This is a genomic window from Pseudomonas putida, from assembly GCA_041071465.1.
In the GTDB taxonomy this organism is placed as follows: Bacteria; Pseudomonadota; Gammaproteobacteria; order Pseudomonadales; family Pseudomonadaceae; genus Aquipseudomonas; species Aquipseudomonas putida_P.
Genome location: CP163498.1, coordinates 1,278,849 through 1,292,212, shown reverse-complemented (window position 1 = coordinate 1,292,212; position 13,364 = coordinate 1,278,849). Strand labels below are relative to the sequence as shown.

The 13,364-nt window shown below is 58.3% G+C and carries 9 protein-coding genes and 2 pseudogenes; 6 read left to right on the top strand and 5 right to left on the bottom strand.

What is annotated here, in order from left to right; translation table 11 throughout:
* Window positions 1-6: 6 nt before the first annotated feature.
* From AB5975_05990 to AB5975_05970, 5 genes are all read right to left on the bottom strand, one after another.
* A complete protein-coding gene (locus AB5975_05990) occupies window positions 7-1,083 on the bottom strand; it encodes a copper resistance protein B (protein ID XDR21426.1) in 1,077 nt (358 codons plus the stop codon).
* Window positions 1,073-1,390 (bottom strand): hypothetical protein, encoded by a 318-nt coding sequence (locus AB5975_05985; GenBank protein XDR21425.1) that lies wholly within the window; start codon window positions 1,388-1,390, stop codon window positions 1,073-1,075. The genes AB5975_05990 and AB5975_05985 overlap by 11 nt, the downstream gene beginning before the upstream one ends.
* Before the next feature lie 14 nt (window positions 1,391-1,404).
* Window positions 1,405-3,414, bottom strand: a complete 2,010-nt coding sequence (locus AB5975_05980) for a copper resistance system multicopper oxidase (GenBank protein XDR21424.1) — start codon at window positions 3,412-3,414, stop codon at window positions 1,405-1,407.
* Window positions 3,415-3,597: 183 nt separating this feature from the next.
* A complete protein-coding gene (locus AB5975_05975) occupies window positions 3,598-3,804 on the bottom strand; it encodes a co-regulatory protein PtrA N-terminal domain-containing protein (protein XDR21423.1) in 207 nt (68 codons plus the stop codon).
* Window positions 3,805-3,995: 191 nt separating this feature from the next.
* Window positions 3,996-4,355 carry a co-regulatory protein PtrA N-terminal domain-containing protein gene (locus tag AB5975_05970; protein ID XDR21422.1) on the bottom strand — a complete coding sequence of 120 codons (360 nt, stop codon included), beginning with the start codon at window positions 4,353-4,355 and terminating at the stop codon, window positions 3,996-3,998.
* A gap of 194 nt (window positions 4,356-4,549) precedes the next feature.
* On the opposite strand from AB5975_05970, the gene AB5975_05965 reads away from it, so the two are divergent.
* From AB5975_05965 to AB5975_05940, 6 genes and pseudogenes are all read left to right on the top strand, one after another.
* A complete protein-coding gene (locus AB5975_05965) occupies window positions 4,550-5,227 on the top strand; it encodes a heavy metal response regulator transcription factor (protein ID XDR21421.1) in 678 nt (225 codons plus the stop codon).
* Window positions 5,227-6,633, top strand: a complete 1,407-nt coding sequence (locus AB5975_05960; GenBank protein XDR22929.1) for a heavy metal sensor histidine kinase — start codon at window positions 5,227-5,229, stop codon at window positions 6,631-6,633. The genes AB5975_05965 and AB5975_05960 overlap by 1 nt, the downstream gene beginning before the upstream one ends.
* Before the next feature lie 475 nt (window positions 6,634-7,108).
* Window positions 7,109-8,365: a TolC family protein gene (locus AB5975_05955; GenBank protein XDR21420.1), complete on the top strand. Its 1,257-nt coding sequence runs from the start codon at window positions 7,109-7,111 to the stop codon at window positions 8,363-8,365.
* A pseudogene (locus AB5975_05950) lies at window positions 8,362-9,827 on the top strand (efflux RND transporter periplasmic adaptor subunit). Before AB5975_05955 ends, AB5975_05950 begins: the two are co-directional and overlap by 4 nt.
* Window positions 9,824-12,981, top strand: a pseudogene (locus AB5975_05945) (efflux RND transporter permease subunit). Before AB5975_05950 ends, AB5975_05945 begins: the two co-directional pseudogenes overlap by 4 nt.
* The gene (locus tag AB5975_05940; protein XDR21419.1) at window positions 12,978-13,319 is read left to right on the top strand and encodes a copper-binding protein; all 342 of its coding nucleotides are present in this window, start codon (window positions 12,978-12,980) and stop codon (window positions 13,317-13,319) included. The pseudogene AB5975_05945 and the gene AB5975_05940 overlap by 4 nt, the downstream one beginning before the upstream one ends.
* Window positions 13,320-13,364: the final 45 nt, after the last annotated feature.

Sequence of the window (13,364 nt, the reverse complement as noted above, 5' to 3'; positions counted from 1 at the left end):
AGGCTCTCAAAACCACATCCGAATGCCGGCAACGAAACGCGCTTCATCGACATCCCCGCCTTCATCGCGGATCAGGTCTGCCGTTTTGCCGTAGGAGCGGCTCCAGGTGACGCCGACGTAGGGTGCGAACTGGCGCACGATCTCATACCTTAAGCGCAGACCGACTTCGGTGTTTGCCAGGCCAGAACCCACCCCGCGCTCGGGATCGTTTTTGCCATAAAAATTGGCTTCAGCGGTTGGCTGCAGGATCAGGCGATTGGTCAGGAGAATGTCGTATTCGCCCTCTAGCCGAGCAGCTGTCTGGCCATTCTCACCGATGAACGCTGTGGCTTCGGCTTCGAAGTCATAGAGCGCCATGCCCTGGATACCAAAAGCTCCCCATGTCTGTGGAGATCCTGGTTGGAAATCCTGGCGCACCCCAGCGACCACATCCCACCATGTGCTAATGGATCGCCCATACAGAAGCTGCAACTCAGCGTCCTCGGTGACGCCATTCGTCCGCTCACCTTCGGAGCGGATCCACAGCCGGTTGATATCGCCGCCAACCCATCCAGAGGCTTCCCAAGCCAGCGCGCTGCCTTCGTCTGCATCCTGGTACTCAAGCTTATCTAGCAGGAAGAAGCTGTTGATCGCGCTGTCGTGCATCTGATGCCCGCCCAACGGAGGAAAGGCAGCTTGGCGATCAGCATCCGTCAGCACAGGTATCGGAGTACGGCTAGTCGTCGTTGGGGCATCAGAGCCATGGTTCATCATCGAGTGATCCATGGCCCCATGGTCCATCCCCTGCATGCTGCCATGGTCCATCTTGCTGTGGTCCATGTGTGCAGGTTTGGCCGCAGGTTGACTGTGTTTCATTTTGCTGTGATCAACGGGCGCGGCTTTCTTCTGCTGCTTGCTCGCGCCCATCTGAGCGTGGTCCATGCCTGGCATCGGGTCAGCCGACGGAGCGGAATCCATTTCCATGGCTCCGTGCCCCATTGCCGAATGGTCCATCTCCTCAGCAGCAAAGCTGGGCGCAGCACCCAGCAAGCTGAATGAAACGGTCAATGCCAGCAGCGATGGTCGTACCAGGCTATTGGTCATCTTTCCCTGCCTTAGCGTTATCGCTGCCATGCGATTCCATCATTTTGCTGTGATCCATACCTTCCATCGAGCCATGGTCCATACCTTTCATGCTGTCGTGGTCCATACCCTTCATGGAGCCATGATCCATACCCTTCATCGAGTCATGATCCATGCCCTGAGAACCCTTCGATTTCGCGGCATCGGCAGACTTCTGGGTGTGCTGTTCATGATTGTCGCTGGACCACGACGAAGGAGCATAAACAGCAAACAGACCAGCCATCGCAGCAGAAAGGAAAAAGGCGTTTCGCTTCATTGGTTTGCTCATCTTGGATCTCCAGTTCATTCGTCCACGCGGACTTCTCGGAACATGCCCATTTCCATATGGAACAGTAGGTGGCAGTGGTAGGCCCAACGGCCCAAAGCATCCGCGGTTACTCGGTAGCTTCGTTTTGAGCCTGGAGGCATGTCGATGGTGTGTTTTCGAACCATGAAATTACCCTCCTCATCTTCCAGATCGCTCCACATTCCGTGGAGGTGGATGGGGTGAGTCATCATGGTGTCGTTGACCAACGTGATTCGCAGACGCTCGCCATACTTGAGGCGCAGGGCTTCAGCATCGGAGAATTTGACGCCGTCAAAGGACCAGGCGAACTTCTCCATATGGCCTGTGAGATGCAGCTCGATGGTGCGCCCTGGTTCACGTCCATCTGGATCAATGAACGTGCTGCGCAGATCCGCATACGTCAGGACACGTCGTCCATTGTTGCGCAGGCCGATTCCCGGATCGTCCAACTTGGGCGTTGGACTCATAGTCTGCATGTCGACCAAGGGGTTATTAGTTTCTGAGGCTGGGTGAGACTGCATGGCGCCGCCCATGTCTCCCATGCTGCCGTGGTCCATACCAGCCATCTTGCTGTGGTCCATGCCGGCCATGCCGCCTTGGTCCATCCCTGCCATTTTGCTGTGGTCCATACCAGCTATGCTGCCTTGATCCATCCCAGCCATTTTGCTGTGGTCCATACCGGCCATGCTGCCTTGATCCATCCCAGCCATTTTGCTGTGGTCCATACCGGCCATGCTGCCTTGGTCCATCCCAGCCATTTTGCTGTGGTCCATACCGGCCATGCTGCCTTGGTCCATCCCAGCCATTTTGTTGTGGTCCATGCCAGCCATGCTGCCTTGGTCCATCCCAGCCATCTTGCCGTGGTCCATGCCAGCCATGCTGCCGTGATCCATACCCATATCGCTCATTGAAATGAGAGGGCGAGGATCAACTGCCGGAACTGCAGCTTGCATACCTTCGCGAAGGGCTAAAGTGCCTCTGGAGTAGCCTGTGCGATCCATGGATTGAGCAAAAATGGTGTAAGCCTGCTCGTCTTCCGGCTCAACAATTACGTCGTAGGTTTCGGCAACGGCGATGCGGAACTCGTCGACCGCAACGGGTTTGACATGCTGCCCATCCGCTGCGACAACCGTCATCTTCAGGCCGGGAATTCGCACATCGAAATACGTCATGGCCGAGCCGTTGATGAAGCGCAGGCGGATTTTCTCGCCCGGTTTGAACACGCCCGTCCAGTTACCGTCCGGGGCCTGGCCGTTCATCAGATAGGTGTAGGTGTAACCATTTACGTCAGCGAGGTCGGTAGGGCTCATTTTCATCTCAGCCCACATTTTCCGATCCGCCACCGCAGCCGACCATCCCATCTCGCCTACGTCGTTGACGAAGTCGCCCACGGTGCGCTTGTGGTAGTTGTAGTAGTCAGACTGCTTCTTGAGCTTGGACAGCACACGTGCAGGGTCTTCATCCGTCCAGTCGCTGAGCATGACCACGTAGTCCCGGTCATAGGTGAACGGCTCAGGCTCTTTCGCGTCGATGACTAGGGCGCCATACACCCCGACCTGCTCCTGGAGCCCGGAGTGGCTGTGGTACCAGTAGGTACCGTTCTGATGGACCTTGAACTTGTACTCATACATGCCATCGGGTGCGATGCCATGAAAGCTCAGACCAGGCACACCATCCATGTTCGCTGGCAGGATGATGCCGTGCCAATGGATAGAAGTGTCCTGTTTCAAGCGGTTGCGTACGCGGAGCGTGACTGTGTCTCCCTCCCGCCAACGAAGGATCGGCCCCGGCAACGATCCATTGATTGCCATGGCTGTGCGAGTTGCTCCGGTGATGTTGACCGGTAGCTCACCGATGTAGAGATCAAAATCGGTGCCTGTCAGAACATTCGGTTGGCCATGGCTGGTCACAGCCCAGACCGGCGCGCGCCACATGCCCAGTCCACCCAGTAGTCCAGTAGCGGCCAGGCCTTTGACGAAAGATCGTCTCGTGGTTTTGCTGTGCATGCCGTAGTGTCCAGTCAGTCAGATAATTCGCTGATATCCGGGCCGCTCGATCGCAGACCCGGCTTCCTTGGGGGTCCCACAAGTCTTATGGACTTGCTCGAAAGCGCAAGCCACAGTGGGAGAAAGCGATTTGAAACTGCCACATAAAAGATTCCCGAGTGATTACATTTCTGTAAGCTCGGATTAGCAGTTCTCATGCTGCCCGTGTTTATGGCTTTGGCTTGCCATCGGCGCCTTGTCGGTCTTCTGCTGTGCAAGCTGATACGCCTCAGTGGCGGTTTGGCGGGCAGCCTCCATTTTCGCAAAGGTACGGTCGCCACCACCTTCAGCCAGAGCAAGGCCAGCCATTCCAAAAGTGATAACCATTACGAGAGCTTTGATCGAGTTCATCTGTTGTTCCTCGGCGGATTACTGTGCGGCCCATGGAGTTCAGGCTTGGGGTCACATTAGCCAGGCTGCGCTTTCAGAAAGCTGAGCTCGGCATTACAGTTCCGTCAGCTTCATGCGGCCCACAAAAAAAACGGCGCCGTGTGGGCGCCGATAGGCCAAAGGAGCAGAGGGGAACGGCCACGAATCCTGGGCTATGGATGACACTCCTTGTCCGCCATCATCAATTTGTGTTCACGAACCATTTGACTGAGTACGTCATCAACCATCTTGTCGTGTTTCTCCATCCACGCCAGGTGATCTTCTTTGGACATACCCGCTTTGGGGTGATCTTGGTGCAATTGGCCCATCAGGTCCTTAAGCATGGACATGTGCTCTTTCATATGCACATGTCGTTGGCCGGGCTCAGCTTTTTCAGCCCTCACCAGAACTGCTTCGGCTTTGTCGCGAAGCTGCTGCATCCGCTCTATTGCTCGATCGCTCCCACCTTCAGCAAAAACGGCCGACGACAGCAGCATAGATGTAGCCACAAGCAAAAGTCTGATCGATTTCACGGGACTATCTCCATCAGGTGGTTTGAAACCATTGCTACCGATAACGGCAGGCGTGACTGCAATGCCCGTCTTCAATGACCGTAGACGGCAGGCCCTGACAGCTGGCTGATCCCAACATTACTTTTACGTCAGCTTCTGGTTTGCTCACTTTTTTGCTGCACACTGGGTGTGTACACCTTTTGAAGGCTGAGCACATGAAACTACTCGTAGCTGAGGATGAACCGAAAACCGGTGCTTATTTACAACAGGGCCTTGCAGAGGCGGGATTCACTGTTGACCGGGTCCTCACGGGTACCGATGCCCTTCAACATGCACTGAGCGAAAGCTATGACCTGCTGATACTCGACGTGATGATGCCGGGGCTAGAAGGATGGGAAGTCTTGCGAATGGTCCGCGCAGCCGGCAAAGACGTCCCTGTATTGTTTCTGACTGCCAGAGATGGGGTGGATGATCGAGTGAAGGGCCTTGAGCTGGGAGCCGATGACTACCTGATCAAACCCTTTGCTTTCTCAGAACTGCTCGCTCGTGTGCGGACTTTACTACGCAGGGGCACCAGCACAGCAGCCCAGACCACTGTGAGAATGGCGGATCTTGAGGTAGACCTCCTCAAACGAAGAGCTACTCGAGGTGGCAAGCGAATGGACCTTACTGCTAAAGAGTTTTCACTTCTGGAACTTTTGATGCGCCGGCGTGGTGAAGTGCTCCCCAAATCTCTGATTGCTTCCCAGGTGTGGGACATGAATTTCGACAGCGACACCAATGTGATCGAGGTTGCGATACGACGGCTACGGGCAAAGATTGATGATGACTTTGCTCCTAAGCTCATTCACACAGCTCGAGGAATGGGCTACATGATGGATGCCCCGGAGTGATTTTGTCCCGGTCCTCGCTCGTAAAGCGCCTGACTCTGATGATCATGTTCGCGGTCATTGCTGTTCTTGTGGTCGCGGGCATCAGCTTCAACATGCTGAGCCAGCATCACTTCCGCATGCTCGATGAACAAGCGCTGTCCGAGAAGCTGGAGTCAACGAGACACATTCTGTCAATCCAGGCACCTGGAACGGGAATGGAAGAGTTGAGACCACAACTCCGCGCATTGCTGGGTGCTCATCAGGATCTGACGGCAGAGGTGCTGACCTCACAGGGTGAGGTACTATTTTCAGATCTCAAAGCCGTACAAATTCCAGACCACTACAAGCGCGCTGACAAGGAAGAGGTGTGGGAATGGCAGGACGAATACCATAATTTCCGCGGTATCACCGCTGACGTTGCGATCCAGGGCCAACCAGCTCTCGGCACCGTCATGCTGATGCTGGATATCACCAGCCATGCGCACTTCTTCGAAACCCTCCAGCGGTGGTTTGCGATTGGTTTGGTTATTAGTGCGTTGGTCAGTGCTGGTATAGGCTGGCTGGTCGCGAAAAGTGGCCTACGCCCCGTCGAACAAATTACGAAGGTTGCGACGTCCATATCTGCCAGGTCACTTCAAGAGCGAATCCCGCTGGAGCCTGTACCACTCGAACTGCAAACACTGATCTTGTCCTTCAACGGGATGCTCGCACGCCTGGAAGATGCCTTCGTTCGTCTATCAAATTTCTCAGCCGATATCGCGCATGAGTTGCGAACGCCTGTCAGTAACCTGTTAACGCACACCGAAGTGGTGCTGTCCCGGAAGCGCGATGTCGACGCGTATGAAGAGAACCTGTATTCAAACCTGGAAGATCTGAAGCGGATGTCACGCATGATCGATGACATGCTCTTCCTCGCCAAGTCAGACAACGGCCTCATCATCCCTGAGCAGGTGGACATCCAGCTTCATGACCTTGTTGCCAAACTCTTCGAGTACTACCAGTTGCTGGCCGACGATCGCGACATACGCCTCACGCTTCAAGGGAAAGGCATCATCTCCGGAGACAGGCTCATGATTGATCGAGCTGTATCCAACGTTCTCTCGAATGCCGTGCGATACACGCCGGACGGGAGCGAGATCTCGGTAGAAATTCAGCAAGCAGCAGACAAGGTAACCCTCACGATCAAAAACGGCGGGTCCGCCATTGACACGCAACACATCAACAAGATTTTTGATCGCTTCTACCGGGCCGATCCGGCAAGGCGAGAAGGAGGACCTAGCAATGCAGGGCTTGGTCTGGCCATTACCCGCTCCATCGTCAAAGCACATGATGGAAAAGTCTGGTGCACCTCGTCCGAAGGGGTTACAGCATTCAATTTCGTTTTTCCTGCCGCGCACCGAACGGCTAACAATCGCACGCGTCGTTAATGTTGCGCTAACCGCTTTGGCCTACACTCGACCATCATGATTCGATTCCTACGACTGCTAACTATGTTGATGCTCGTGGGCGCGCTTCCTCTCCATGGGATGGCGGGAATCGACTCACCCATAGAACCATGCCCGATGCAGTCTCAGGGCATGGATATGATGGCAGGCATGGACCACGATTGTTGCCAGGATCAAGACAACGGAGAGCCCAACCAACACTCATCCAAAGCCTGTAAAGTCGGTCAGGAATGTAGAACTGCAAGCACACTGCAGGTCAGCATGGTCGAGCCCGCACTCACCTTCGCCACTCCACGTCCCGTCGATACCTACGGTCAAAGCCTTCTAACCAGGGCTCCCCCGATCACTGGCGCCCTCCTCGGGCCTGATTCTTTCGTAAAACTCACACCATTGTTCTGCCTCGGCGGCTGAACGATGACACGCGCCTATGCGCTGGTTTTTTCGAGGAATCATCTTCATGACTCCCCTATGTTCCCATTCAGGGCGGATGCTTGCTGCCGCCCTGACACTCCTGCTGCCGGTGCTATCCGCGCAGGCGAATTCGCTCACGCTGGACGATGCGCTGCAACTCGCCGAGCGCAACGCACCTTCGCTTCAAGCACGCCAAGAACAGGCTTCCGCAGCACGTCACTCAGTTGTGCCTGCGGGTGAATTGCCAGATCCACGATTGAATCTCGGTGTGCAGAACCTGCCCGTGGATGGCAGCGATCGATGGAGTACCAACCGAGACTTCATGACCATGCAGGTGGTCGGCCTTTCTCAGGAGGTGCCCAACCGCGACAAACGAAAAGCGCGGGTCGAAACCGCTCAGGCCACGGTCGAGCGGGCGGATGCCGAAGCGCTGTTCGAGCGTCTGAAAGTGCGTGCAGCCACGGCACAAGCCTGGATTACCGCGTACACCCTGCAACGCAAATTGCAGCAGTTCGACAATCTGTTCAACGAGAACCGCCTGCTGGCAGCGGCGGTACGTGCACGCCTGGCCGCAGGGGGCGGCGCTTCCGCCGACGCCCTGGCCCCGGGCCAGGAGGCCGCGCAGCTGGAAGAGCAGAAGGACCAACTACTGACCCAAGCCACCCAGGCCCGCGCCGCACTTAAACGCTGGATCGGACAGGATGCCGACGCATTACAAGCGCCGACGTTTCCGCAGTGGCCGGTACGCGCACCTGACTACCTGCACACCCTACACGCCCATCCGGAGTTGGCCGCCTACGGGGCCATGACCCGTGAAGCCCAAGCTCAGGTGCAGCAGGCCATCGCCGAGAAAAAGTCAGATTGGGGCTGGCAGGTTGACTACCAACGCCGCGGGCCTGAATTCAGCAACATGGTCAGCCTGCAGGTCAGTTTCCAGTTACCGCTGTTCAGCGGGTCGCGGCAGGACCCGATGATCGCCGCTCGCCAGGCCCAGGTGCGGCAACTGGAGGACGAACAGGAAGCGGCACTGCGTGAACACACCGCGCAGCTCGAAGCTGACCTGGCGGAATACCAACGCCTGCAAAGGGCGGTGACGCGCAGCCGCGAAACCTTGCTGCCGCTGGCCGAACAACGCGTCAGCCTGGCCTTGGCCGACTACCGGGCAGGCAAGTCGGCGCTGGAAGAGGTAGTCACAGCGCGGCGTCAGCGCATCGAGGCACGGTTACAGGATATCGACCTGCAAGGGCAGCTAGCGGCGACCGCCGCTCGCCTGCACTTCGTATATGGAGAGGTGCGTGCATGAACAACACGTCTATCGGTTTGATCACAGCACTCGCCCTGGCCATTGGCACCGGGACAGGCTATTGGCTGGGGCATCCTGGGCAACCTGCACAAGCACCCGCAGCAACAGCGGAACAGAAGCCATTGTATTGGTACGACCCGATGTACCCGCAGCAACACTTCCCAGCGCCCGGCAAGTCGCCGTTCATGGACATGCAACTGGTAGCGAAATACGCCGAAGAAGGCACAGATCCCGTGCAGCCAACGGTGCAAATCAGCCAAGGCGTACAACAGAACCTTGGGGTACGCCTAGCGACGGTGAGCCGTGGCCGGCTGCAGCGCAGCCTGCAGGTCAGCGGCGTACTGGCCTTCGATGAGCGGGATTTCAGTGCACTCCAGGCACGCACCGCAGGCTTCGTCGAGCGCACCTATGGCCGAGCCACAGGGGATGTGGTGGCCAAAGGCGCGCCTCTGGCGGATGTACTGGCTCCGGAATGGGCTGGTCTGCAGGAAGAGTTTCTCGCGCTGCGCCACTTGGGTGATGTGCAGTTGCTAGCTGCAGCACGCCAGCGCCTGCTGCTGGCCGGTATGCCGGGTGAACTGGTCGACCGGGTCGCACGCAGCGGCAAGGTGCAGAACCAGGTGACACTGGTCGCGCCGAGTGCCGGGTCATCCAGGCGCTGGATCTGCGTCCAGGAATGACCGTGACACCTGGCGCAACTCTGGCACGTATCAATGGCATTGCGAATGTGTGGCTCGAAGCCGCTGTGCCGGAAGCTCAGGCAAGTGGCCTGCACGAGGGGCAAGCAGTAGAGGCCCACTTGCCGGCTTATCCCGGCGAGACCGTTCTAGGCAAACTGACAGCTCTGCTCGCGGATGCAGACCTGCAAAGCCGTACCTTGCGCCTGCGTATTGAGCTGCCCAACAAAGATGGTCGGCTACGGCCGGGAATGACCGCGCAGGTTGCGCTGCGCCCAGGCGAAAACGCCGATGACAGCCTGCTGCTACCTGCCGAGGCCGTAATCCGCACCGGCAAACGTGATCTGGTGATGGTGGCCGAAGACCAAGGCCGGTTCCGCCCAGTGGAAGTGCTGCTAGGCCAGGAGAACGGCGGCCAGGTTACCATCTTGAAAGGCCTGCAGGCCGGGCAAAAAGTCGTGGCATCCGGACAGTTCCTGATCGACTCCGAAGCCAGCCTCAAAGGCATCGAGGCGACCACCGCCTCGGACTCACCGGCCGCCTCGCAACCGCCCGAGCTGCATGAAGCAGACGGTCGAATCGTGCAAATTGAAGGTAATCAGCTGACCATCGCCCATGGGCCTTTCGTCACCCTGGGAATGCCTGGGATGACCATGACTTTTCATGTGGCCGACCCCACGCTGATTACTGGGCTCAAGGTGGGTGAACGTATCCGCTTTGGTGTTCGGGAGCGCGACGACGGCATGGTCATCGAGCAGATCAATGCGCTGGAGGGCCAGCCATGATCGAAAAACTGATTCGTTGGTCAGTGAGCAATCGCATACTGGTTCTGCTCACCACTTTGTTCCTGGTGGCCTGGGGGATATTTTCGCTGCGCAGCCTGCCGATCGATGCCTTGCCCGATCTGTCGGACGCCCAAGTGATCATCCGTACCTCCTACCCAGGGCAAGCACCCCAGATCGTCGAAAACCAGGTCACCTATCCGCTGACCACCACGATGCTCTCGGTACCGGGCGCCAAGACCGTACGTGGCTTTTCTGCCTTCGGCGACAGCTTCGTCTACGTGCTGTTTGAAGATGGCACCGACGTGTACTGGGCACGCTCACGCGTGTTGGAGTACCTGAGCCAGGTTCAGTCGCGCCTGCCTGCCTCAGCCAAACCAGCACTTGGGCCGGACGCCACAGGCGTTGGCTGGATCTACCAGTACGCTTTGGTCGACCGCAGTGGCAGGCATGATCTGGCACAGCTGCGCAGCCTGCAGGATTGGTTCCTGCGCTTTGAGCTCAAGACCGTACCGGATGTCGCTGAAGTGGCAAGCATTGGCGGCATGGTCAAGCAGTACCAGGTGGTACTCGACCCGCTGCGTATGGCCAGTCTCGGCATCACCCAGGGCGAGGTCGCAAACGCCATCGGCAAGGCCAATCAGGAAACGGGCGGTGGCGTGCTGGAACAAGGTGAGGCGGAATTCATGGTGCGGGCCTCGGGCTACCTGAAGACGCTGGACGACTTTCGCGCCATCCCCCTGCGCTTGGCTGCCAACGGTGCACCGGTGACGCTGGGCGACGTCGCCCGAGTACAACTCGGGCCGGAAGCCCGGCGGGGCATCGGGGAGCTGGACGGCGAAGGCGAAGCCGTGGGCGGCGTGGTGATCCTGCGCAGCGGCAAGAATGCCCGGGAAGCCATCACCCGTGTGAAGGAAAAGCTCGAAACACTGAAGAAAAGCCTGCCCGCCGGCGTCGAGCTGGTGACTACCTATGACCGCAGCCAATTGATCGACCGCGCCGTAGACAACCTCAGTCACAAGTTGATCGAGGAGTTCATCGTGGTCGCACTGGTGTGTGCGGCCTTCCTGTGGCACCTGCGCTCGTCGCTGGTTGCGATCGTGTCATTGCCGGTGGGGGTGCTGATCGCGCTGATCATCATGCGGCACCAGGGCATCAACGCCAACATCATGTCTCTGGGCGGAATTGCCATCGCCATTGGCGCAATGGTCGATGCCGCTGTGGTGATGATCGAAAACGCGCACAAACGGGTCGAGGCCTGGCATGCCCGTCATCCGGGGCAGGTGCTGAGAGGAGCCGAGCACTGGCGGGTCATGACAGATGCCGCCGTGGAGGTCGGGCCGGCGCTGTTCTTCAGCCTGATGATCATCACCCTGTCGTTCGTGCCGGTGTTCACCTTGCAGGCCCAGGAGGGACGGCTGTTCGCACCCCTGGCGTTCACCAAGACCTACGCCATGGCGGCCGCGGCGGGGCTAGCCGTGACATTGGTGCCGGTGCTAATGGGCTACTGGATCCGTGGGCCATTGCCTGCCGAGCAGCGTAATCCACTCAACCGTGGGCTGATTCGCGTGTACCGGCCGGCGCTTGAGGTCGTACTGCGTAGGCCGTGGTTGACGCTGTTGGGCGCGCTGGCGATCTTGCTCAGCAGCCTGTGGCCATTGAGCCACCTGGGTGGAGAATTCCTGCCGCCGCTGGACGAAGGTGACCTGCTGTACATGCCCTCGGCCCTGCCAGGCCTGTCGGCGCAAAAGGCCTCGGAGCTGCTGCAGCGCACCGATAGACTGATCCGCACGTTGCCAGAAGTCGCCAGTGTGTTCGGCAAGGCCGGTCGCGCGGAGTCAGCCACCGACCCGGCACCGTTGGAGATGTTCGAGACCATCGTGCGGCTCAAGCCCAAGGATCAGTGGCGGCCAGGAATGACCAGCGAAAAACTGGTCGAGGAACTCGACCGGACCGTACGCGTACCGGGCCTGACCAACATCTGGATTCCGCCAATCCGCAACCGAATCGACATGCTCGCCACCGGTATCAAGAGCCCGATTGGCGTAAAGGTGGCCGGCAGCGACCTGGCGCAGATCGACCGCACGACCTTGGCTATCGAACGGGTAGCGAAGTCTGTACCTGGCGTGACTTCAGCCCTTGCCGAGCGTTTGACCGGAGGGAGATACGTCGATCTCGACATCGACCGCCAGGCTGCTGCCCGTTACGGTTTGAACATCGCCGACGTGCAGGCCATTGTCGCCGGCGCCATTGGTGGCGAAACCATCGGTGAGACGGTCGAAGGGTTGGCGCGTTACCCGATCAGCGTGCGCTATCCCCGCGAATGGCGCGACTCAGTCGACGCCCTGCGTCAGCTACCGATCTACACCGAACAAGGGGGCCAGATCACCCTCGGTACCGTGGCAAATGTGCGAATCGCTGAAGGCCCGCCGATGCTTAAGAGCGAAAACGCCCGACCCTCTGGCTGGGTGTACATCGACGTGCGGGGCCGTGACCTGTCGTCTGTGGTCGCTGACTTGCGTCAGGCAGTTGATAGCGATGTGAAGCTCGATCCAGGAGTGAGTCTGAGCTATTCAGGGCAGTTCGAGTATCTGGAGCGCGCCAACGCACGGTTGGCCTGGGTGGTGCCGGCGACCCTAGCAATCATCTTCGTCCTGCTCTACCTGACCTTTGGCCGCCTCGGCGAAGCGCTGCTGATTATGGGCACCCTGCCTTTCGCCCTCACCGGTGGCGTGTGGTTGCTGTACCTGATGGGTTTCAATCTGTCGGTGGCCACCGGTGTTGGCTTCATTGCCCTGGCCGGGGTCGCGGCGGAATTCGGAGTGATCATGCTGATCTACCTGAACAACGCTTGGTCTGAACGGCAAGCCAATAGCGAGCGCACGCAAGTTGCACTTCTGGAAGCCATTCGCGAGGGCGCGGTGCAGCGCATCCGGCCGAAGGCGATGACAGTGGCAGTTATCGTTGCAGGCTTGTTACCCATTCTCTGGAGCAGCGGGACAGGCAGCGAAGTGATGAGTCGCATCGCCGTACCGATGGTAGGCGGCATGCTGACGGCGCCGTTGCTCTCTCTCTTGTGATTCCCGCAGCGTATTGGCTAATACGGCGCCGCGAACTTGCAGTAACCCATGATTCCAAACCAGGAGACATCCAATGAAAAAGCTCTACCTCAATGTTGCACTGTTCGTTGCCTTCGCATCAGGCGCGCAAGCCCAAGACTCCATGGTCGGAATGAACATGGACGGAATGGATATGAAGGAAGCCCCATCAGCACCTGCTGCTCACGCTGAAGGTACGGTAAAGGCTATTGACGCCTTGGGCGGTAAAGTGACCCTGGCACATGGACCGGTGCCGGCATTGAAATGGCCAGCCATGACCATGGGCTTCAAAGCTTCTGCGCAGCAGCTCGAACAATTGAAGGTGGGAGACAAAGTAGCGTTTGATTTCCGGATGGAGGGCAGCGCGGCGACGATTGTTGATATCCAAAAAGAGTAGATCGCTTACGCCCATGGGCTATCAGCGAAAGGTACCCCTACAGGA